Below are 21,758 nucleotides of genomic sequence, written 5' to 3' on the forward strand. Positions count from 1 at the left end.
TACATTCTTACTGCGGGAACATTCCCCCGCGCGAGTACGAGGAAGCGTTCAACCGGTCACGTGGCACAGCGACCTAGACCGGCTGAGAACCAACAATCTGAGCCTCCAACATCGCCGGGGCGGTCCACCCACCTTGGACCGCATCCTCGGCCTGACCGGCCGTGATCCCGCCTGGGCGTGATCACCGACTGGTGACGTCGGATCGACCGGGCACATCACCCGCCCCGCAGCCTGAATCACCGGCGCTCACGACGCTGAAACACCACCACAAACCAGACCCAAGGGGTGAGGCGCCCTCCTGGCGCCTTTCCCCTCGGTCCCAGCAGTCACAGAAGACTGACCTCCACAACGACAAAGACCCGAAATCTGCCAGCTCCGGGGTCGTTTCGCCACCGTTGGGCTACGACTTTCGTCCGTGCCCCCTTGGGTGAGCTGTGGCGGGGGTCAGCCGGTAGCGTGCTCCCGGGCTCGGGTCTGGGCGAGCCGGTAGGCGTCGGTGCCGGTCTCGATGATGGTGCCGCCGAAGGTGAGGCGGTCGACGATGGCGGCGCAGAGGCGCGGGTCGGTGAAAGTCTTGGCCCAGCCGCTGAAGGCTTCGTTGGAGGCGATGGCCAGGCTGTTCTTCTCCTCGCGCTCGGTCAGGACCTGGAACAACGGCTCGGCGCCGCGGCGGTCGAGTTCCATGTAGCCGAGTTCGTCGATGCAGAGCAGGTCGACGCGGCCGTAGCGGGTGATGGTCTTGTTGAGCTGCTTGTCGTCGGCGGCCTCGACCAGCTCGTTCACCATCTTGGTGGCCAGGGTGTATTTCACCCGGTAGCCGGCCATGGCGGCTTCGGTGCCCAGTGCGATGAGCAGGTGGGATTTGCCGGTGCCGGAGTCGCCGATCAGGCAGAGCGGTTCGCCCGGTGGCGGGGTCGATGTTGGGGTTGGCGTCGAAGTCGAACTCGCGCAGCGTCTTTTGCCGGGGGAAGGCGGCGGCTTTGATGCGGCGTTCGGAGCGGCGGCGGTTGCGGTCGTCGCACTCGGCCATGACCTATCTCGGCCAGGAACCCGCGGTAGGTCATCTGGTCGCGGACGGCGGCCTCGGCCAGTTCGGGGAACTTGGCGCGGACGGTGGGCGGCCGCAGCATCCGGCAGGCGCTGTCCACGGCTGTTTCGGCGGCTTGTTCGGTCAGTCCGCGATTGCGGTTGATGCTGGTCATCGGGCCTCTTCCTGGCTGGTCGGTCCCTGACTGGCGGGCGGGCGGCGGCGCAGGAGCTGGTCGTAGTGGGCCACCGACGGCAGCGGCCGCCGGTCGGGCGGCAGCTGCGCCGGCCACCGCTCGGTCAGCGAGGCCACCGTCGCGGCCTTGGCCGACGCCGCTGGTTCGGGGGCGCCGACATCGCCGGAGTCGTCGGCCTCGGCGGCCTTGCGGGCCTCCAGCGCGACCGCGTCGGCGGCGAGCGCGCCGGCCCGCAACGCCGCGGCGATCCCGGCGACGATGTGCTCGTGGTTGATCTGCAGCAGCACGTCGATCAGGGCGCGGGTGCTTCGCGGTCGCCGTGGGCCTTGCTGGCTGCCGCCCACCAGGCGTCGTGGACGGGGGTGAACTTGCCCGCGGCGCGGGCCTGTTCCAGCGCGAACCCGCCCGGCAGCGCGCCGGGCTTGCGAACCAGGGCCCCCAAATAGTGGTCCAACTCCAAGCGCCGGTCGCCTTTGGCGCGGAGCCGCTCGTGCCGGGCGACTTCCTCGCGTCCGTCGTAGACGACGAGCTCCGAGGCGTGCAGCACGACTTGGCCCATTTAGCCGATCAGCCGTACCGGCACCGAGTAGCGGTTGGTGCGGAGGCTGATCTGAAGCCGATCGAGGGAGCGTCCCGTAGTCAGATACACGACTAATCAGAGCAGGCTACGCGCAGGCTGCCTCGCTGGGATGACTACTCAGCGCTATGCCAGTCGGCAGGGGGCGAGGTGTTAATCGTGGGAGATCGCAACCTTGATCTTCCCTGAGTTGCTCTGTGGTGCACTCAAGCTCTCTACCTGACCTGCGCTGATGTCGGAAAGTGGTGGAGGCGGTGAATGATCGGTCGTGTCCCTACCGAAGTGGTCACATGTTCGTGGATCGTCACTCCAGGTCAGTCGCGCTTCGGTGACTCGGAGTGCGTGTGTTGGGGGTCATGGGGCAGGTCTGGGGCGCTGACTCTGCCCCGGTTCGAATGTGGTCAGATGGACGGCCTGAGGCTGGTCCCTTGGTGTGCTGGTGAGACGTGTGCTCTGCCGTCATCCGGCCCCCGTGCCAAGAGGTTGCCATCCGGTTGACCTGGGACGATGACGGTCTGCCCTCCCGATGCGCATCGGCATCACCTTCCCGGTGGATCCCAGGAGCCGGAGGAGTGGCGCTGTTGGTGGACGCCGCTGCACAGCGTGCCGTTCACGGCCTCGCAGGAGGCCAGTGCGTGCAACTGGGAGGAATCTGGGAGGACACCTTTATGTCAGCCCGAATGGAGTCACCAGATCGCATCCGACGTTATGTCACTCTCTGTGATCTTTGAGGTTGGATGTGGTGGTCCTGACCTAGCGTGGGGAGACGTTCGGCGTGGCGGAATACCTCGATGCAGTGCCGCTCCCAGATCGGCGCGCCTCGCGATGTGGTGATCTACAGCGTAAAGGATCGAGCGCCGTCTCCGAACACAGCCTGCAACAGTGTCTTGGTCGCACCGATCAACAGCTTCGGCGTAGAGTCCCTGCTTCACCAGCCAGATGCTGAGTCGATCAGCGACTCTGGGGTCGGTGCTGCCTGCGGCGACGGCTTCGCGGTAGGCGGCGACGGCCGCTTCCTCGTCTCCGTCTTTCTCGGCACGGTGTCCGGCATCCTCGGCCAGGACGGCGAGAGGGGCTGCGTCATTCTGGCTCGCTGCCAGGGCCTTCAACTCGACGCGTAGACGTTCTCCACGGTGGGGATGTGCGGTGTTGTGCTGACGTAGTCGAACAACTCCGTCCACGCCTAGGTCGTCTGCCGGGACGGCGCCGCAGGTTACGCCGACGCCGTGCACCAGGCCCTGCCCGGCGCCCTGCAGGTCGGGGATCGGTGGCATATCTGGCACAACTTCGCCCAAGCCGGCGGCAAGGAGGTCGCCGTCCACAGCGGCTGCTGGGCCAGTGCCTCCCGGGTACGCAGACTCGACGGCGGAAGGGCCACCACCCTGGCCCGGTGGCAGCAGGTCCACGATCTACTCGGTGCGGGTGTTGGGCTCCTGGAATGTGCCCGGCGGCTGAACCTGGCCCTGAACACCGTCAAACGCCATGCGCGGGTCGACGAGCCCGAGCAGATGCGGCGGGCGCCCCAATACCGTCCCACGCTTGTCGATCCCAACCGGGAGTACCTGCGTAGACGTCGGGCCGAGGACCCCGCGGTCCCGGTCCCGCAGTTCCTGCGGCCTTTGTCCGCTACCTCGCGGAATCGATGAACACGCAGGTGGGCGATTGCGGCGTGCGGGGGGCCGGGGCGGGCAGTGTTGTCGAGTTCCAAGCCTGGTTCACTTGTATGTCGGCGCGGCGGACCGCAGCCTTGCCGCGAGCCGCTCTCCCATCAGTGCGATGGTCTCGGCCAACAGTTCCATGTCATCGGCCATCGAGCGGCCCTCCTCAGCCTGAACCGCGAGGAACGTGCCGTCGATCCCGGCCATGCCGATGTACTCGAGTCTGTCGGCGACCGCCCCGGCGATCTCCGGGCCCTCGTCGTGGAAGGACTCCCGGATCATGTGATGCATATGGCGCCTGCCCTCGCGGCGCACCTTGTCGATCGTCTCCTTCACCTCGGCCTCGGCCTCGTCGTTGTCCTCGCTGAGGATCAGGAACATGTGCAGGCGGAGGAACTCCTCCCGCTCGGTCAGCACTCCGGCCGCCCGGCCGAGAAACCAGCTCAGCCGTTCCTGGGGGGTGCCGCCGACGGGCGGGTCGGCGTGCGCGGCGCTCATGGCCCGGAAGAAGTCGTTCATGCCGCGCTCCATCACCGCCGAGAGCAGCCCGCCCTTGGTGTGGAAGTGGTGGAAGATCACACTCTTCGCCAGCCCGATCTCGCTGCTGACGACGGAGAGCGGTGTGGCTGCGTAGCCCCGCTTCCCCATGATGCGTGAGGCCGCTTCAAGGATGTCCTCGCGTGAGCGCTTCCCCCGCCGGTTGCTGACCCGCTGCCTGTCCACCCCCGAAGCATACGGCGGCCGAACACGTCGCCTGGCAGGGCGGACAAGCCACATGCGGGCCCGCTTGCCAAGGGAATTCCGCAAACCAGAAACCCCGATCTGGCGGTTGACCGAAACCCGCTGCGACCGTGACACTCCTCACCAAGAAATCGACCGCTCGGTCGAACTCTTGGAGGAGCATCGCATGCCTGAAGACTTCGACGCCGACGTCGCGATCATCGGTTATGGTCCGACCGGCCTGGTCGGCGCACTGTCGTTCGCCACCAAGGGAGCGTCCGTGATCGCCTTCGAGCGGGACCACGACATCTACGCCCGCGCCCGAGCCGTCACGATCAACGACTGGACGATGCGGATCTTCCAGGACCTCGGCATCGACGAGCAGATCGAGAAGGTCATCGAGCCGCAGGACCAGCTGCGCTGGAAGACCTACGACGGCCGGGAGATCCTCCGTGCCAAGCAACCGCCCTCAGCGCTCGGAACGCGCAACACCAAGCCGCGCTTCTTCAGCATCTACCAGCCGACGATGGAGGCCGAGCTGCGCCGCTGCGCGGAGGAGGCCGGCGGCATCGAGGTGCGCTACGGCGCCGAGGTGATCGGCGTCGAACAGGACGACACCGGCGTGACGGTCACCGCTCGTGATGGCGCGACCGGCGCGGAGACCACCACCCGGGCCCGATACGCGCTCGCCGCGGACGGCGGCTCCAGCCTGACCCGGAAACTGCTGGGCATTCCGATGCTGGGCGACACCGACCCGCAGCTGTGGATCGTGATCGACTGCCGCGTCAAGCGCTGGTGGCCGGACCGCGACCTGCTCACCTTCTGGAGCGACAAGGAGCGGCCGGTCGTCGACATCGCGCTGTCCGCGGGCAACCACCGCTGGGAGATCCCGCTGAGGCCGGGCGAGACCGAGGCCGACTTCCGGACGCCGGAGCAGGTCTGGCCGCTGCTCGACGCGATGGGGATGACGCCCGACGACGTGGAGATCCACCAGCACGCGTTCTACCGACACCATGTCCGCGCGGCCGAGACCTGGCGCCTGGGCCGGGTCTTCCTGGCCGGCGACGCCGCCCACCTGATGCCGCCGTGGGCCGGTGCGGGGATGCAGTCCGGCATGCGCGACGCCCACAACCTCGCCTGGAAGCTCACCCGGGTCCTGCGCGGGGAGATGGACGTGGCGATTCTCGACACCTACGAGGCCGAACGTCGCCCCAACGTCGAGTTCTTCACGCAGCTCGCCGTCCAGTTCGGCCGCGTGATCAAGCAGCAGGTCTCACCCGAGGAACTCGAGGCGATGAACGCGGTGCCGGAGAACACCGTGACGCCCTACGAAGAACCGATGATGGCGCCGCCCGTCCTCGACGCCGGGGGCTGGCTGCGCGGCGAGGTGGAGGACGCCTCCATCGTCGGACGGATGATCCCGCAGCCGGTGGTCGGCGACACGGTGGGCCTGATGAGGCGGCTCGACGAGCTCCTCGGTGACGGCTTCGTCCTCCTGGGCGCCGACACCGACCCCCGGACGCTGCTCAGCGCCGAGGAGAAGGCGGAGTGGGACGCGCTGGGCGCCCGCTACCTCACCATCCGGCCGAAGACCGCCTACACCCAGGGCCCCGACGAGCTGGTCGATCTCGAAGAGGTGCTTCTCGGCTGGTTCGCCCGCTACGGCGTCCAGGCGATCGCCCTGCGACCGGACAAGTTCGTCGCCGCGTCCGACAAGGCCGGGCTCGCGGTTCCGGCGTTCTGACCCCCACACCCGAGAGAAGGAACAGATGTCTGGAGTCAAGGAGCTCGCGTACGTCGTGTACGAGGTCAGCGACCTCGCCGACTGGGAGCACTTCGCCGCGGGCCTGCTGGGGATGCAGGTCGGCCACAAGGACGCCGGCTCGATCAGCTTCCGCACCGACGAGAAGGCGTATCGCTGGCTCTGCACCGAGGGTCCGGCCGACGACCTGGCCGCCACCGGCTACGCGGTGGAGAGCGGCGGCTCGCTCGACCGGATCGTGGAGAAGCTGCGCGGCGCCGGTGTCGAGGTCACCGAGGGCGGCTCCGCCCTCGCCACCGCCCGACAGGTCGACCGCATCGTGATCACCGCCGACCCTCTCGGTAACCGGCTCGAGCTGGTCACCGGCTTCGCCGACGCCGAGACTCCTTTCCGATCGGACGCGCTGCTCGGTAAGTTCGTCACCGGTTCCGGCGGCGCGGGCCACGAGGTGCTGGTGTCCAAGGGCGTCGGCCGCGAGGAGTACCTCGCCTTCTACATGGACATCCTCGGCTTCAGGATCAGCGACTTCATCGTCGAGGAGGTCGCTCCCGGGATCGTCGCCGACGTCGTCTTCCTGCACTGCAACCCGCGCCACCACTCCGTGGCCTTCGGCAACATGCCGCACCCGAAGAAGATGCACCACTTCATGGTCGAGGTCAGCGACATCCGCGACGTGGGCATGGCCTACGACCGGTGCATGGACGCCAAGCAGCCGTTCGAGATGACGCTCGGGATGCACCCGAACGACCGCATGTTCAGCTTCTACGTCCGTACCCCCTCCGGCTTCTCCGTCGAGTACGGCTGGGGCGGGCTGCTCATCGACGACGAGACCTGGCAGGTCGAGACCCTCGGCAAGCTCAGTAGCTGGGGCCACCGTCCGCCGGAGATGGTTCACGGCCTGCTCGGCCAAGCCCCCTTCACCAACATGCCCCCGGAAGGTGCCCGCTGATGGCTCTCACCGAAGCGGACGTCGCCAAGGACGTCCGGACCAAGAGCTGGAACATCCACTACAACCAGGCCGGCCCGGCGGACGGGCACCCCGTCCTCCTGCTGCATGGCGGCGGTCCCGGCGCGACCGGCTGGAGCAACTACAACCCGAACATCGAGCCCATCGCCGCGGCCGGCTTCCGGGTGATCGCCCCCGACCTCCCGGGCTGGGGCCAGTCCGACGAGGCCGACTTCGCGACCTACGACCACGTCGAGGTGATCTGCGAGTTCCTCGACGCGCTCGGCATCGACAAGGCCGCCTTCGTCGGCAACTCGATGGGCGGCCATGCGTCGCTGCGGATGGCGATCGAGCGGCCCGAGCGCGTGTCTCACCTGATCACCATGGGCGCCCCGATCCAGATGAAGCCCATCCTTTTCGGTGCCGGCGGCGGTCCGACCGAGGGGCTCAAGGTCATGGCCAGGAGCTACGCCGACCCCAGCCCCGAGCAGATGATGCGGCTGGTCGAGATCATGGTCTACGACAAGGAGCGGTTCGCCACCCCCGAGCTGTCCGAGCAGCGTTCGGCCGCCGTGGCCAAGCGCCCGGAGCATCTCGCGAACGTCGCCAAGCACGGGCCCAAGGCGCCGATCACGATCTGGGCCGACCCCAGGCGGCTCCCGGAGATCTCGGCGCCGGCGCTGCTGATCCACGGCCGCGACGACCGGGTCGTCTCCTTCGAGACCGCGCTCCTCCTGGCGGCCGGCATCCCCGATTCGCGGGCACACATCATCAACCGCTGCGGCCACTGGGCCCAGCTCGAGCACGCCGACGAGTTCAACCGGCTCGTGGCTGACTTCGTCCGCAATCACTGACGGGGCCCAGAGGCGGCCCCCCGAGTCCCATGGGCCGCCTGTGAAGGAAGGTCTCCCGGCCCCCGCCGTACGCCTTTCCGCAGAGCCCGAACCGGAGGCTTCCCATGGTCCGTGTGCAGACCCTCAACAACATCGCCCTAGCGGTGCCCGACCTTGACCGAACGGAGGACTTCTACGTCGATCGCTGGGGCTTGGCCCTCGTCAACGGCGACGGCGACTCCCGGCGTCGGTACTTCCGCGCGCTGACGTCCCCGCACCACGGCCTCTCCCTGGAACAGGCGCCCGCCGGGGCAGAACGGGGCGAGCTCGTGCACATCTCCTTCGACGTCGCGACCCGTGCCGACCTCGACGGGGCCGTCGAGGCGGCCGTGGCCGCGGGCGGCCAGGTGGTGCGTGAGCCCGGGGAGGCCGTCGGACCCGGCCACCAGGCCGGTGCGGCCGTCCGCGACCCGGACGGCAATGTGGTGCAGCTGCTGTACGGGGCGGAGTTCACCGAGGAGAGCCACCGGGCGCGGATCGTCGCGCCCCGCAAGCTCGGCCACGTGGTCCTCAACTCCCCCCAGCGAGCAGTACTGGAGCGCTTCTACGCGGCGCTCGGGCTGAAGGTGAGCGACCGGACCGCGCGCGGCATGTCGTTCATGCGCTGCAACCGAGATCACCACAGCCTCGCCGTCTGCGACTCCGAGCGCACCGGCGTTCAGCACATCGCGTTCGACGTCGTCGAGATGGACAGCGTCATGACGGCACTCGGCGCGCTCACCCGTGAGGGCACGGCCTGCGTGTGGGGTCCGGGGCGTCACGGGCCCGGGCGCAACATCTTCACCTACTACGCCGACCCGGCAGGCGTGTTCATCGAGTACTACGCCGAGCTCGAGCAGGTCGAGGAGGAGATGGGGGGCCCGCTGGAGGCGAGGTTCTGGGGCGAGGAGTGGAAGGGCGACACCTGGGGGTACGCCGGCCCGCCGCCACCGGACTTCACGAAGTGACCTGGTCGCTCTGTGAGCGACCGAAGGAACAAGTGCGAATCACGCCGTAGGGCGTGTGAGAGGGAGTGTCGATGTCGACGAAGCAGCAGACGGCCCGTCCGGCCGCCGGGAAGGGAGCCCGACCGTGATCACGGCGGCGGAGATCAACGGCATGTACGGCATCATCCCGACCCCGGCGCTGCCCGGCGCCGAGCGGCTCGACGCCCGGAACACCGTCGATGTCGACGAAACGGCCCGGGTCGTCGACCGGCTCGTGCGCGACGGAGTCTCCGGGATCATCGCCGTGGGCACGACGGGCGAGTGCCCGGCCCTGAGCGAGGAGGACTTCGACATCGTCGTCGACACGGTCGTCGAGGCGGTCGCCGGCCGGGTGCCCACGTTCGTGGGCGCGACCGGTGCCGGCGGCCATGGCACGGCCCGTCGGCTGCGGAAGGTGGCGGACTCCGGCGCCACGGGCGCCCTCCTCGGCCTGCCCATATGGCAGCCGCTGACCACCGAGATGGCGGTGGACTACTTCGCCCAGGCGAGCGAGGCGTTCCCCGATCTCGCGCTCATGGTCTACGCCAACGCCCGTGCCTTCCGCTACACGTTCCCCGTCGAGTTCTGGCAGGGGGTGTCCGCCGAGGCGCCCACCGTCACCTCGGCGAAGGTGTCCCGGGCACCGCACCTGGACCGCATGCTGGAGGCCACGGGGGAGAAGGTGAACTTCGTCCCGAGCGACATGGTCGTGCACGACTTCGCCGCACGTGCGCCCAAGACCACCACCGCCTGTTGGGCCACCGCCGCGGGGATGGGACCCGAGCCCTCGATCGCCCTGATGGAGGCGCTCACGCGTGGCGACGCGGAGGCCGCCGGCAAGGCGGCGGCCGACATCGCGTGGGCCAACGAGCCGCTGGCGCACCTCTTCGCCGACCAGGAGGTCTTCGCCTCCTACAACACCCAGATCGAGAAGGCCCGCATCGCCGCCGCCGGCTACTGCCGGCCCGGCCCGGTCCGGTCCCCGTACCACCACCTGCCGGAGGAGTACGCCGCCGCGTCCGCCCAGTGCGCAGAGCGCTGGCGTGAGCTGCGCGCGCGGCTCACCGGGGTCGGGACGGACACCCAGAAGTGACGAGGAAGCCCATGTCAACCACTGCCACGACGCCCTACTCGGACGAGTACGCGCCGCACCGGGCGACGCTCGAGGCGATCCGCTCCCGCGATTGGGGCCTGCTCATCGACAACGAGCCGCGCCCGGCCGCGAGCGGAGCGACTTTCACCACGTTCGACCCGGCCACCGAGCTCCCCCTGGCGGAGGTCGCGGACGGCGGTGAGGCGGACGTCGAAGCCGCCGTACGGTCGGGCCGGCGCGGTTTTGAGAGGTGGCGCCGCTACTCGCCCCAGGGGCGGGCCTCGGCGCTCCGCGAGCTTGCCGCGCACATCCGGGCCAACGCCGACGAACTCGGCCTGCTCGACGCCCTCGACGGCGGCAGCTCGGTCACCGCGATGCGCAAGGACGCGCTGTGGGCGGCCGATCACCTCGAGATGTTCGCCGACTGGGCGCTGATGATCAAGGGCGAGACCTACCCGGGCGCCGGGACCGGTCTCCACTACTCGCGGCCCGAGCCCTACGGGGTCGTCGGCCGGATCATCCCGTTCAACCACCCGGTCTTCTTCGGGGCGGGAAAGCTGGGCGCGCCGCTGATGGCGGGCAACGCCGTCATTCTCAAGCCGCCGCCGCAGGCACCACTGTCGGCGATTCGGCTCGGCGAGCTGATCGCGGAGGTGCTGCCTCCCGGCGTGGTCAACATCGTCAACGGCGCCGGCCCGGCCCCGGGCGTGGCGATCGCCGCCCACCCGGAGATCGAGCGGATCGCGTTCATCGGCAGCGAGCGCACCGGGCGGGACATCCAGCGGGTCGCCGCAGGGGTGGGCGTCAAGCACGTGAGCCTGGAGCTCGGCGGCAAGAACGCCATGGTCGTGCTGGAAGGACGCCGACGTCGAGGCGGCCGCCCAGGGCGCCGTGTTCGGCATGAACTTCACCGCCACCCAGGGCGAGTCCTGCGGATCGAATTCGCGGCTCCTGGTGCACCGGTCGATCGCCGACCGGGTATTGGCGCGCGTCGTCGAGCTCGTCGAGCAGATCGAGGTCGGCGTGCCGGTCTCCGAGTCCACCCAGATGGGCGCACTCGTCTCCCGCGAGCACTTCGAGCGGGTCAGCCGCTACATCGGCATGGGCCGTGAGGAGGGAGCCGTCGTCGCCATCGGCGGTGGCCGCCCCGCTCACCTGCCCGAAGGTCTGTTCATCGCGCCCACCGTGTTCTCCGGCGTCACGCCCGCCATGACGATCGCGCAAGAGGAGATCTTCGGTCCGGTGCTCTCGGTGCTCACCTTCGACACCGACGACGAGGCGGTCGAGGTGGCCAACGGCGTCCGCTACGGCCTGACCGCCAGCGTGTGGACCCAGGACGTCGACCGGGCGCACCGGTTCGCCGAGGATCTGCGGGCCGGATACGTGTGGATCAACGACTCCTCGCGTCACTTCCCCGGACTGCCGTTCGGCGGTGTCAAGGCCTCGGGCCTGGGCAAGGAGGAGAGCCTCGAGGAGATCCTCTCCTTCACGCAGTCCAAGACGGTCAGCGTCCCGCGCAGAGGGCGATGATGCTCCACCACGTGATCTCCCTGCGTTTCCACGAGGGCACCACGGACGAGCAGATCCAGCGGATGGCCGACGGCCTCCTGGCCCTGCGGAACCAGATCGGCACCATCCGGTCGATGCGGATGGGCAGGGACCTGCGGATCCGGCCGGACAACTTCGAGTTCTCCTCGCTGACCGAGTTCGACGACGAGGCCGGCTATCTCGAGTTCCGTGACCACCCTGCCCACCAGCAGGTGGTGCGCGAGCTCATCCAGCCCATCATGGCCGAGCGCGCCGGCGTGGTGTTCCTCAGCTCATGACCGCACAGCTCATGACCGCACGTGACGAACCACCCGGAGTACCGACCTCATGACCACGCTCACAGCGGCACAGGCAGCGGACCTGGTCGCCGCGAACCGCATCCTTGTCCGCCAGGGCGTCCTCGACGCCTTCGGGCACGTCAGTGTGCGGACCGCCCCGCGCGCCGACACGTTCTGGCTGTCACGGAACCTGGCTCCGGGATCGGTGACCGCGTCCGACCTGCTCGAGCACGATCTGGACGGGCGCACCGACGACCCGCGCCGCCCCTACCTGGAACGCTTCATCCACGCGGAGATCTACCGCCGCCGCCCGGACGTCATGGCGGTCGTGCACAGCCACTCGCCCTCGGTCGTGCCGTTCAGCGTCATCGACACCGGATTGCGGCCGATCCTCCACATGGCCGGGTTCCTCGGGGGACGGACGACACCGGTCTTCGAGATCAGCGACGTCGCCGGAGACGCCAGCGACCTGCTCATCACCTCGTCGTCGCTCGGTGCCGCGCTCGCCAGGACGCTCGGGGACGCACCCGTCGCGCTGATGCGCGGCCATGGCTCGGTCGCCGTCGGCGGTTCGCTGCAGGAGGTCGTCTACCGGGCGGTCTACACCGAGGCCAACGCGCATGCCCAGGCCACGGCGCTCGCTCTCGGAAACCCGCGGTACCTCTCGGCCGGTGAAGCGGCGGCGGCGAACGCGACCATCAGCGGCCAGGCCGTCCGAGCGTGGGACGTCTGGTGCGAGCGGGCGCGCCCTGGCATCCCGGCAGCGGACCAGGCGCCCGGCACCGGGCGGGAGTGAGCCCGGCATGCAGTTCCATCACTTCGGATACGTCTCGGGCGATCCCCGCGTCCAGCCCGCCGCCGGTGTCGGGCTGAACCGTCCCGACGGCCTCCCCGACGAGGTCGACGTTCTCATCGTGGGCACCGGACCGGCCGGAATGATAACCGCGGCCCAGCTCTCACAGTTCCCCCGGATCAGCACGCGCATCATCGAGCGCCGCGTGGGGCGCCTGCGGACCGGTCATGCCGACGGGCTCCAGGCGCGGAGTGTCGAGACCTTCCAAGCGTTCGGCTTCGCGGACCGGCTGGCCGCCGAGGCGCACCACGTCACCGAGTTCGCCTTCTGGCAGCCGGACCCGGACGATCCCACGCGCATCGCCAGGGCCGGCCGGTCGCCCGACGACCCCAAAGGTCTGAGCGAGTTCCCGCACATCCTCGTCAACCAGGCGCGCGTACTCGACTACTTCGCCGAGTTCATGGCGAACTCGCCGACCAGGATGCGTCCGGACTTCGGCGTGGAGTACGTGAGCCATAAGGTCCTCCCCGGAATCGAGCACCCGGTGCTCGCCACCTTGGCCTACTCGGCGGGAGAGACCGCCGGCAAGGAATTCCAGGTCCGTGCGAAGTACCTCGTCGGGGCCGACGGCGCGCACAGCAGGGTGCGCCAGGCCATCGGCTGCCAGTTCGAGGGCCACAGCGCGAACCATGCGTGGGGCGTTCTCGACATCCTGGCCGACACCGACTTCCCCGACATCCGACTGCTGTCGACCATCCAGTCGAGCAGCGGCGGCAACATGATGGTCATTCCCCGCGAAGGCGGGTTCCTGTTCCGCCTATACGTCGACCTGGGTGAGGTGCCCGCCGACGACGCGGGAAAGGTGCGCGGTACGCCGGTGGAGGCCGTCATAGCGAAGGCCGCCGCGATCCTGCGTCCGTACTCGCTGGACGTGAAGAAGGTGGCCTGGTTCAGCGTCTACGAGGTCGGACACCGGCTCGCCGATCAGTTCGACGACGTGCCGCCGGCGGAGACCGGCGACCGTCTGCCGCACGTGTTCATCCTGGGCGACGCCTGCCACACGCACAGCGCCAAAGGCGGCCAGGGAATGAACGTCTCCCTGCAGGACGGATTCAACCTCGGCTGGAAGCTGGGCCACGTCCTGGACGGACGGGCGCCGGAGGCGCTGCTCGCCACGTACGGCGCGGAACGCAAGGTCATCGCGAAGAACCTGATCGACTTCGACAAGGCGTGGTCGTCGATGATGGCCAAGAAGGCCGACGAGTTCGCCGACGCCGCGGAGTTGCCGGAGTACTTCAAGGCCACGGAGGAGTTCCGCACCGGATTCCGGACGGAATACGCCCCATCGATGATCGTCGGCCGTCCGACGCACCGTGACCTGGCCAAGGGCTTCCCGATCGGGCAGCGCTTCGCCTCCGCGAGGGTACGACGCGTGGCCGACACCAATCCCGTGCATCTGGGGCATCAAGCGACGGCCGACGGGCGCTGGAGGATCTACGTGTTCGCGGACGAGGCGGCACCCGGCGGTGGCGGCTCCGCGGTCGCCGAACTCGCGGAATGGCTCACGACGTCCTCCGACTCGCCGTTCACCGGGCTTCCGGAAGGCGTCAGGCCCCACGACTGGTTCGACCTTGAGGTCGTCTACCAGCAAGACCACCACGCGATCGAACTCTCCCAGGTGCCCGAGGTCTTCAAGCCGAGGGTCGGTCCCTTCGCCCTGGCCGACCTCGATCGGGTCCACGCCACGATTCCGGAGGACGACATCTTCGAAGCGCGCGCGATCGACCGTGGTGGTGCCGTTGTCCTCGTGCGACCAGATCAGTATGTCGCGCATGTCATGCCTCTGGCGGCGACCGACGAACTGGCCGACTTCTTCGCGCGGCTGCGGCGCCGATCGGGGTCGGGTGGCCCTCGCGGCTGAACCTGCACGGCAGGTCGTAGGGGCGAACCTGGTTCGTGATGAGCGACTCGGCGACGCGGAGCCCGTCCGGCCAGTGCGTGGCGATCCGCTTGAGGTCCGCTTTGTTGCGCGCGACGACCTCCAGCGGCCCGTACCCGGCCGCCGGCGCCTTCCCATCGGGCAGGTCGGCTCGCCAGAACCTCTGGTCCTGAAGATCGCGGAAGCGGGGGGCCGAAGCGGAAGCCGAGCATTGTGCACAGACCGACCTGGACGCCGCCGTCGTCCATCTCCGGGCCGAGGGCCGTGAGACCAACGACGAGGACGTCGTCCGGCTCTCCCGATCAAGGACGGGCACATCACCATGACTTGACCGGAGCCGGCGAGCCACACCGAACGCGAACTCCACCGCTGCCAAGCGGACTTCCATCAAAACGCCCAGGACAGAGCGGAGATCCTCAAGGGCCGCTCTGACTGAAGGTGCCTGCATGTCTTGGGTCGGGGACGAGACGCCGTGCGCTGTCTCCAGCGCCGGTCTCCTCGCCCCCCCCCGCCGAACCGGACGTGGTTACGGGGCGCTGAGAACTCCTAGATCGGGAACGACGCATCACGAGATCACGTCTGAAGTCGCCAGAGGCGACGAAAGGATCCTGAGGCCGGGTTTCGGTGCTCCCTTTCAACCGATGAGCTGATCCTGCCAAGGGTGCGTACCGAAGCTCCGAGACAAGGCCTCGTTCAGCCAGTGTCGCCGCTCGGCGGTGAGGAAGGGCAACGCCGCGAGGAAATCGATCTGGTCCTTCGGCCGAGGCTGTTCGGCTTTGTAGTACAGCTGAATCTCGGGTGCTAGGTAGGGGATGCCGTCCGGGCTGATGTCCCCGATGCCGGCCAAAGGGCGGCGGAGACCCGGGTCGCGTCGCGATGCCCATTCGCCGTTTCTTGTCTCGTCGAGCATCACCTGGATTCGCCAGAGTTCGTCCGGGCCCGGGCGGCACCAGATGTCGTGGACCGTCGGCGGCAGGATCTCAGCGGGCCCCCAGGGCCGCAGGACGCCCGAGGGGTCGGCGGCCCAGCATTCCCAGCCGCGCAGGACGCCGTGCAAGTGGTGCTGGTCCGGGCGCAGCATCATCACGTCGATGTCGTCGTGGTCGCGGACGCGATGACCCACGGCGAGCTCGATCGCGTATCCGCCGGCCACCCACCATGGACACGGCATGGCCGAAAAGAGCGAGGCGACCTGCGCAGGGGTTGCCGGCTCCCAGCGACCGTATGGAGCGACGATCGGATCCATGACAGTGCTCATCTCCTCGGCTCACCTGAACGGCCTGTAAGTCAGGCCCTTGCTCTCCGAGCTTCGTCGCCCGTCCCGTCACGTTGAGTTGTACGCGCCTCTGCGCTTTGCGGATACGCCGGCCACAGCCATGTCGAGGGCGCCAAGGCCCTGGACGTCCCGGTCGGCGCCGTGCGGTTCCGGCCGCTCGCGCCCGCCGCCTGCGCGATGCGCTGGGCGCCGCTGAGTCGACCCTGGTCTCGCGGGAGGGCGCCCTGGACGAGCTTGAGACGTTGCGCACGGCACAGTCCGACGTCCCGCGCCGAACAGGGGATGACGCTCGACGACGCCTACGCCCACTGGGCCGCAGGGTGCGTCGGTGTGTCGGAGCAGCCAGGCCCGGGACGTCTCCTCCGCCGGGGCTTCGGCGGGCAGCGCGGCGATGGCCTCGCCGAGTTCGGCCGGCCAGGGGCCGAGCGCGCCTGCGGCCCGGATATGCGCTTCGGTGACGGCCACCCGCCGGCCGCGTTCGGCCGCTTCGATGGCGGCGGTGAGCCCGGTGTCGACCCCAAGCACCTTGGGATAAGAGGCCGGGGTCGCCGGCGCGGCGCAACCCCTCATTCCGCGCCGATCAGGAGCACGTACGGGCGGGCCTTGGATTTGCGGCCCGGGTTCGCATGGACGTCCTCCACGACGAGCGTTCCGTAGCCGCCGCCGATGACCGCGGGGGTGCCGCGCCGGAAGGCGGCGGGAAGGTCCAGCCGCCCGGCGACCTGTCCCGCTTCGCCGAAGGCGACGACGCGGGCGCCACCGTCGAACTCGACCGCGTAGACCCGCCCGTCGACGACCGTGGAATGGCGAAGCTGACCGCGGTCGTCCTCGGCGCGGTACCGCCAGAGGCGGCGGCCGTCTCGGGCCCGGTAGAGGCTCACCTCCCGGCCGTCCAGCGTGGTGCTGACGACCAGGCCGTCGCCTCCCGAGGCGATGGCCCGAACGTTGGGAAGCCGCCACAGCGTTCTCGCCGTTCGCGCATCGACGACCCGGTACCCGCGGGACTCCTCACGCTGCAGGAGGAGATGGTCGCCCACGGGGACGAGGCGACCGCGGCCGAAGCGCGCGAATCCCGGTACCGGCCGGCCGGACGAGGCGTCGAGCAGCGTCGTGTAAGCCGCCGAGTAGTCCACCACCGGACGGTCCCGCGCGTCGGGGGCGAGCTCACAGCCGACCGTCAGGGACAGTGCGGCGGTCGCCGCCGCTCCCGACGGCTCGTTGAAACCGCAGTGCGCCGGCGCCTTCCAGGACCACAGGCGGCGGCCGGAGGCGGCGTCGTAGGCGTCGACGCCGCGGTTCTGGATGACGGCGGCGATCGGGTGCCCGGCCCGGTCGGCGAGCCCGACCACCGCCGCGTCGGCGGAGGTGCCGCCGTGCGGCGTGCGGTCCTGCGACCGGTCGGGCAGCTCCGCATGCCGCCGCCGGCCGGTGGCGACATCGATGATGGTCAGGCGCCGGTCGGTCCAGACGATGGCGGCCCGTGCGCCGTCGACCGCGCCGACCGTGCTCGCCCGCACGCGTCCCGGTCTGCGCAAGGCCCACCAGGTCCGGCCGGTGCGCGGCTCGACCGCTCGGACGCCGCCGCCGTGCCGCTCCACCAGCATGCCCGCGACGAGGACGGGGGCCGTCGCCGTGCGGGACCGGGCGATGCCCTTGACCGGCACTCCGTCCAAAGGCCGGGGCGCCGCACCCGGTGGCCCCTGGAAGGACTCCCAGGGGCTGAACCACCAGAATGCGAACACGGCCGACGCGACCACGGCCACCACAACCGTCAGAGCGGGCAGTGACCGCGCGAGTCGCGGGGCGCGCCGGCCCACGGCTGTCTCGCCCATCTCGTCAGCTTCGTCGGCGCAGCCGGTACCACTGCGGGGACGTCCGGTTCATCGGCCAGCCCAGCCCGGCGGTCTCAGCGGGCCGGACGTCGAGCATCTCCCAGTCGGGGAACGCGGCTTCGACCTCCGCCTGGGACACCCCGCCGATGCGCGAGCGGAGCCGGGTGACGCCGAAGGCGAGCATCAGCAGCGTCGCGGCGGGAGCGGCGAGTGCGGTGACGCCACGGCCGACGGCGTGCCGCTGCTCGGCTTCGAAACCCTGGAAGCAGCCGATGTCGAGGAAGAACTCGAACGTCCCGAGGTCGGCCGCCGCCAGGTCCGTCACGTCGCCGACCACGTAGGTGGTCCCTTCCGCGGGCTTGCGCCGGGCGGCCTCGATCGCGGCCGGGACGTAGTCGATCCCGACGGCCTGCCAGCCGCGGCGCCCCAGCTCGGGGGTGAACTGGCCGCGGCCGCAGCCGAGGTCGAGGGCGCGGCCGAGGGGCCGCGAGCGGTCCGCCTCCTCGCGGTCCAGGAGCGCGGCGATGCCGGCCCCCGCGGCCTTGCCGTAGCGCTCCCAGGGGGTGATGCCGAAGCGGTACATGCGGGCGTAGTTCGTCATCTGTTCAGGTCACCTGTGGTCGTCAAGGGTCGTAGAAACGCTCTTCCGGGCCTGCTCGTGGATGAGGGCCAGTGCGCGCTGGAGGTGATCCGCGCGGGTGCGGTGGCTCGTGGGGTTGATCCTCAGCAGGAGCCGGTCCTCGACGCGCGTGCTGGACACGAAGATCCGGCCGGTCGCGTTGACCCGCTCCAGGAGGCGGAGTGTGGGTTCCTCGCCACCGCGCATCCGGAAGGTCACGACGGTCAGGTCGGGTTCCCACGGCACATCGAGCAGCGGGTCGTCGGCGAGGTCCGCGTGGGCGTGGCGGGCCAGGTCGAGCTTCTCGTCCAGCGCGGCCCGGAACGCCGCGACGCCGTGCAGGTGCAGCGGGAGCCACAGCCGCAGGCCGCGGAAGTCGCGGGTCAGTTCGGCGCCGAGGTAGCCGTAGTCGGGCAGGTCCCCGACGGCCCGCACGTCCTGGACGTAGTGGCCGCCGCCGCGGTGCGCGCGGGCGAGCGCCCCGGCGTTCCGTACCAGCAGCACGCCCGTCCCGTATTGCAGGAACAGGCTCTTGTGCGGGTCGAGGACGATGGAGTCGGCGTGCTCGATCCCGGCCATCCGCGCGCGGCCGCGTCGGGTGAGCTGGAAGCCGCCTCCGTACGCGGCGTCGACGTGGAACCAGAGGTCCTCCGCGCGGGCGAGCGCCGCCAGTTCGGGGAGCGGGTCGATCGTGCCCGTGCTCGTGCTGCCCGCGGTGCCGACCAGCAGGAACGGGCGCAGGCCCCGGGCCCGGTCAGCCCTGATCATGTCCCGGGCGGCGGACGGATCCATGCGCAGCCCGCTGGTGGGGACGATGCGCAGGCGGCTGTCGGGCAGCCCGGCGATGCGCGCGGCGCGTTCCACGCAGAAGTGCGTGTGCTCGGTGGCGTAGAGCGTGCCCGAGGCGATGGCGTCGCCGAGCCGGTCGTGGCGGGCCGCGACCAGCGCGGACAAGGTCGCCATGGAGCCGCCGGTGGTGGTGATGCCGACCGAGCCGGGCGGCAGCGCGAACTCTTCGCACAGCCAGCGCAATACGCCGTGTTCCATGGCGACCAGGGCCGGAGCCAGGTCGGCGACCCCGGTGAACCGGTTGTAGATCTGCGCGAGCAGCTCGCCCAGCGCGGAGCTCACCAGCCCGCCCGCGGGGAAGTAGGCCAGGTAGCCGGGGGACGAGGTGTCCACGCCCTGCCGGGCGGCGCCGTCGAACACGTCGAGCAGCGCGTCCAGGTCGCCGGGCCCCTCAGGGGGAGGGCGCAGCAGGTCGTCCAGGGCGGGGCCCTTCTCCGCGGGGTGGCTCGCCGGCGCGTGCGCGGCCGACTCGGCGTAGGCGGCGACGCGTCCCAGCACGGCCCGCCCCATCGCCTCGACGGCCGGGCGATCCGGCTCCAGCGGCAGGCCACGGGCGATCAACTCGCTGTCCTCTCGCATGGAGGCCAACCTAGGGAGTCATCGGGCGCCCGGGCTTGTACGATCTTGCACTCCGCAGGCGGCACGCTGGTAGGCGCCCGGCGGGACGCCGACCGCCCGCCGGAAATGGCGGGTCAGATGCGCCTGGTCGAAGAAGCCGACCTCGGCCGCGACCTCGCCCGGCGGCAGCCGCCGCTCCAGCAGCCGCCGCGCCGCGCGGACGCGCAGCTGGATCAGCAGCGCGTGCGGCGGCAGGCCGTAGGCGTCGCGGAACGACCGCAGCAGGGTGAACGGGCCGACCCCGACCTCCGCAGCGAGCTCCTCCAGGCTCGGCGGATCGACCATCCGAACCTGGAGGATCTCGCGTGCCATCGCGGTGTGCCGTCCCCGGAGACGGCGTGCCGGCTCCTCCGCCCGCACGGTGCCGTGCCTGTGCAGGAGGGCGGCGAGGGCGAGGCGCACCGACGTCTCCGCCGTCAGCGCGTCCTCGGTCTCCGTCGCCGTGTGCGCACGGACGAAGAGGCGGGCCAGGTCGGCGGCGTAGGTCACCCGCTCGCGGAACCGGGGGGTGCCGCGCGTCCCGCCGAGCCCGGCCATGACCTCGCCCGCCGGGTACAGCACCCGGTAGCGCCAGCCGCCGCGGTCCGGCGCGGTCCCGGTGTGGACCTCCTCGGGGTGGATGACCACCAGCCCGCCGGGGCCGACCCGCTCGACGCCGTCCCGGAACCAGATCTCCTCGGTGCCCGCCTGCACCGTGCCGATCGCGAACGTCTCGTGGCCGTGCCGGGAGAACTCGTGCCGGACGAAGTGGGCCCGCATCAGGTCCAAGCCCCCGAGCCCCCGGAGGCGCCACCAGATCGCCGCCGTTTCCACCCTCGGCACGTTACCGGGCGCTTTCGTCAAGGCTCCTCCGGGTGCGCTTCCGCTTCGTGAGAGCGGGCCGCGCGTGTGATGACGGCGGCCTCCTCGCGCCCGACGACGTGCACGGCGACGGGCAGCCCGTCCGGCGGGCCACCAGCCCCACCGCGATCGCCATCGCCGTCCCGACAACCGCGGCCGATGAGGTGAACAATGGCCGAAAGCCGTCGTCGGTCAGGACCGCCTCCCGCCCGACCCAGCCGAAGAACAGGTCGGCCGCCACGACTGCTCCCGGGACCAGCACGACACCCGTCGGAACGAGCAAAGTGACGAAAATGCGGACCGTCACCGCGTAGGCCGCCCCGACCGCACCCGTCATCGTGGGGCGTGCCGCTGCGTCTGTGACCGCCAAGTTCTCACCTCCTTTGCGAAATTCACCTATTCGGCTTGGCTTTACGGGAACGGTTTGGGCTGTTGTCCCCGGGAGTGGCTTCCTTCTGTTGCCCTCACAATGGGACGTCGTTCGGATTCGTATCGGGCTGCGCACTCGATGACGGTTGCTTCGTCGCGGCCCACGAATTGAACGCCGATGGGCAAGCCTGTCGCTGAGGTTCCGCACGGAACGCTGATGGCGGCCAGAGGACACCAGTTGACCGGGGCGCACAGGCGCAAGAGCGCGGAGGGGTTGTAGGGATGCTCCGGCCGCGAGAGTTCCTGTCTTTCCGGTGCGGTGCGCTCGACAGTGGGCAGGAGGAGGACGTCGCAGGCGATCAGGCAGTCCATGAAACGTTCAACGAGCCGTGCCGTCGTGCGCAGAGCCTTGATGAGGTCCGCGGTCGTGAAGGACGTCGCCGTGTCGAGCGCCGCGCGCGTGTCAGGCCCGTACAGCGCGGCCCGGCGCGGGTACCAGTCCCGGCCAGCGTGGGTTTCGAGCATATCGGCGAGCAGAGGGATGATGCGAGCCGGCGCCCAGTCGTCGAACGGGGGCGGCGACACGGGGGTGAGTTCGATGTCGCTTCGCGTGCCGAGGACGGAGGCCGCCTTGGCCGCCGCTTCAGCGACCTCGTCGGAGACGGCGCCGAGGGTGTCGTCCGTGGCCACGCCGACGCGCAACGTGCCCGGAGCCGTGGGCGGGGTGGTGGGGGAAAGGGCCCGCCACAGCAGATCGGCATCGCGGACGTCGGCCGCCAGGACGCCGCACGAGTCCAGCAGAGGCGACAAGGGGACGACGCCCCGCATCGATACGGCGCCGGCGCGGGGCTTGAGCCCGACCACGCCGCACAGCGCGGCGGGCACCCGGACCGAGCCGCCGGTGTCGGTGCCGAGCGCGCCGAGGACCTCGCCGGCGGCGACGGCGGCGGCGGACCCTCC

23 protein-coding genes and 1 pseudogene are annotated in these 21,758 nt (G+C 70.1%); 11 read left to right on the forward strand and 13 right to left on the reverse strand.

Annotated features, from left to right (window positions below):
- Positions 1-444: 444 nt before the first annotated feature.
- The 4 genes from ETD96_RS47590 to ETD96_RS45940 are packed head-to-tail and all read right to left on the reverse strand — an operon-like array spanning position 445 to position 1,782.
- On the reverse strand, positions 445-888 hold the full coding sequence (locus tag ETD96_RS47590; protein ID WP_338072566.1) for an ATP-binding protein: 444 nt from the start codon (positions 886-888) through the stop codon (positions 445-447).
- On the reverse strand, positions 885-1,202 hold the full coding sequence (locus ETD96_RS47595; protein ID WP_274704622.1) for a hypothetical protein: 318 nt from the start codon (positions 1,200-1,202) through the stop codon (positions 885-887). Before ETD96_RS47595 ends, ETD96_RS47590 begins: the two co-directional genes overlap by 4 nt.
- The gene (locus ETD96_RS45935; protein ID WP_205719324.1) at positions 1,199-1,510 is read right to left on the reverse strand and encodes a hypothetical protein; all 312 of its coding nucleotides are present in this window, start codon (positions 1,508-1,510) and stop codon (positions 1,199-1,201) included. Before ETD96_RS45935 ends, ETD96_RS47595 begins: the two co-directional genes overlap by 4 nt.
- 5 nt (positions 1,511-1,515) lie before the next feature.
- The gene (locus ETD96_RS45940; RefSeq protein WP_205719325.1) at positions 1,516-1,782 is read right to left on the reverse strand and encodes a hypothetical protein; all 267 of its coding nucleotides are present in this window, start codon (positions 1,780-1,782) and stop codon (positions 1,516-1,518) included.
- A gap of 905 nt (positions 1,783-2,687) precedes the next feature.
- Here ETD96_RS45940 and ETD96_RS17670 point away from each other — a divergent pair.
- On the forward strand, positions 2,688-2,921 hold the full coding sequence (locus ETD96_RS17670; RefSeq protein WP_138637554.1) for a hypothetical protein: 234 nt from the start codon (positions 2,688-2,690) through the stop codon (positions 2,919-2,921).
- A gap of 594 nt (positions 2,922-3,515) precedes the next feature.
- Here ETD96_RS17670 and ETD96_RS17675 read toward each other — a convergent pair.
- A complete protein-coding gene (locus ETD96_RS17675; protein WP_205719326.1) occupies positions 3,516-4,181 on the reverse strand; it encodes a TetR/AcrR family transcriptional regulator in 666 nt (221 codons plus the stop codon).
- Between the two features lie 184 nt (positions 4,182-4,365).
- On the opposite strand from ETD96_RS17675, the gene ETD96_RS17680 reads away from it, so the two are divergent.
- The 10 genes and pseudogenes from ETD96_RS17680 to ETD96_RS17720 all read left to right on the forward strand — a co-directional run bounded on the left by ETD96_RS17680 (position 4,366) and on the right by ETD96_RS17720 (position 14,377).
- Positions 4,366-5,922, forward strand: coding sequence for a bifunctional 3-(3-hydroxy-phenyl)propionate/3-hydroxycinnamic acid hydroxylase (locus ETD96_RS17680; protein WP_138637556.1), 1,557 nt, complete (start codon positions 4,366-4,368; stop codon positions 5,920-5,922).
- Positions 5,923-5,947: 25 nt separating this feature from the next.
- Complete coding sequence (locus ETD96_RS17685; protein ID WP_138637557.1) at positions 5,948-6,889, forward strand: VOC family protein; 942 nt, start codon at positions 5,948-5,950, stop codon at positions 6,887-6,889.
- The gene (locus ETD96_RS17690) at positions 6,889-7,740 is read left to right on the forward strand and encodes an alpha/beta fold hydrolase (RefSeq protein WP_138637558.1); all 852 of its coding nucleotides are present in this window, start codon (positions 6,889-6,891) and stop codon (positions 7,738-7,740) included. Before ETD96_RS17685 ends, ETD96_RS17690 begins: the two co-directional genes overlap by 1 nt.
- A gap of 104 nt (positions 7,741-7,844) precedes the next feature.
- Positions 7,845-8,726 (forward strand): VOC family protein, encoded by an 882-nt coding sequence (locus tag ETD96_RS17695; RefSeq protein ID WP_138637559.1) that lies wholly within the window; start codon positions 7,845-7,847, stop codon positions 8,724-8,726.
- Between the two features lie 124 nt (positions 8,727-8,850).
- A complete protein-coding gene (locus tag ETD96_RS17700) occupies positions 8,851-9,837 on the forward strand; it encodes a dihydrodipicolinate synthase family protein (protein ID WP_138637560.1) in 987 nt (328 codons plus the stop codon).
- 11 nt (positions 9,838-9,848) lie between these two features.
- Positions 9,849-10,664: pseudogene (locus tag ETD96_RS47600) on the forward strand (aldehyde dehydrogenase family protein); the annotation flags it as partial.
- Between the two features lie 73 nt (positions 10,665-10,737).
- The gene (locus ETD96_RS47605) at positions 10,738-11,367 is read left to right on the forward strand and encodes an aldehyde dehydrogenase family protein (RefSeq protein WP_274704623.1); all 630 of its coding nucleotides are present in this window, start codon (positions 10,738-10,740) and stop codon (positions 11,365-11,367) included.
- 11 nt (positions 11,368-11,378) lie between these two features.
- Positions 11,379-11,663, forward strand: a complete 285-nt coding sequence (locus tag ETD96_RS17710; protein WP_171069082.1) for a Dabb family protein — start codon at positions 11,379-11,381, stop codon at positions 11,661-11,663.
- Positions 11,664-11,712: 49 nt separating this feature from the next.
- Positions 11,713-12,459, forward strand: coding sequence for a class II aldolase/adducin family protein (locus ETD96_RS17715; RefSeq protein ID WP_138637562.1), 747 nt, complete (start codon positions 11,713-11,715; stop codon positions 12,457-12,459).
- A 7-nt stretch (positions 12,460-12,466) separates the two neighbouring features.
- Positions 12,467-14,377, forward strand: coding sequence for an FAD-dependent monooxygenase (locus ETD96_RS17720; protein ID WP_138637563.1), 1,911 nt, complete (start codon positions 12,467-12,469; stop codon positions 14,375-14,377).
- Here the strand turns inward: ETD96_RS17720 and ETD96_RS45945 are convergent.
- The 8 genes from ETD96_RS45945 to ETD96_RS17760 all read right to left on the reverse strand — a co-directional run.
- Positions 14,292-14,843, reverse strand: coding sequence for a Tn3 family transposase (locus ETD96_RS45945; protein ID WP_338072565.1), 552 nt, complete (start codon positions 14,841-14,843; stop codon positions 14,292-14,294). The genes ETD96_RS17720 and ETD96_RS45945 overlap by 86 nt on opposite strands.
- Before the next feature lie 186 nt (positions 14,844-15,029).
- On the reverse strand, positions 15,030-15,641 hold the full coding sequence (locus ETD96_RS17730) for a nucleotidyltransferase domain-containing protein (protein WP_138637564.1): 612 nt from the start codon (positions 15,639-15,641) through the stop codon (positions 15,030-15,032).
- Positions 15,642-16,237: 596 nt separating this feature from the next.
- Positions 16,238-17,503 (reverse strand): outer membrane protein assembly factor BamB family protein, encoded by a 1,266-nt coding sequence (locus ETD96_RS17735; RefSeq protein WP_138637565.1) that lies wholly within the window; start codon positions 17,501-17,503, stop codon positions 16,238-16,240.
- Positions 17,504-17,507: 4 nt separating this feature from the next.
- Positions 17,508-18,104 (reverse strand): class I SAM-dependent methyltransferase, encoded by a 597-nt coding sequence (locus ETD96_RS17740; protein WP_240807772.1) that lies wholly within the window; start codon positions 18,102-18,104, stop codon positions 17,508-17,510.
- Positions 18,105-18,113: 9 nt separating this feature from the next.
- Positions 18,114-19,550, reverse strand: coding sequence for a pyridoxal phosphate-dependent decarboxylase family protein (locus tag ETD96_RS17745; RefSeq protein WP_138637566.1), 1,437 nt, complete (start codon positions 19,548-19,550; stop codon positions 18,114-18,116).
- Between the two features lie 18 nt (positions 19,551-19,568).
- A complete protein-coding gene (locus ETD96_RS17750; RefSeq protein ID WP_240807774.1) occupies positions 19,569-20,402 on the reverse strand; it encodes an AraC family transcriptional regulator in 834 nt (277 codons plus the stop codon).
- A 10-nt stretch (positions 20,403-20,412) separates the two neighbouring features.
- Positions 20,413-20,799 (reverse strand): hypothetical protein, encoded by a 387-nt coding sequence (locus ETD96_RS17755; protein ID WP_138637567.1) that lies wholly within the window; start codon positions 20,797-20,799, stop codon positions 20,413-20,415.
- Positions 20,800-20,840: 41 nt separating this feature from the next.
- Positions 20,841-21,758, reverse strand: a 918-nt coding sequence (locus tag ETD96_RS17760) for an amidase family protein (RefSeq protein ID WP_138637568.1), incomplete at its 5' end; no start/stop codon positions are given.

Origin of the sequence: Actinomadura geliboluensis, from assembly GCF_005889745.1 — a bacterium.
GTDB lineage: Bacteria > Actinomycetota > Actinomycetes > Streptosporangiales > Streptosporangiaceae > Spirillospora > Spirillospora geliboluensis.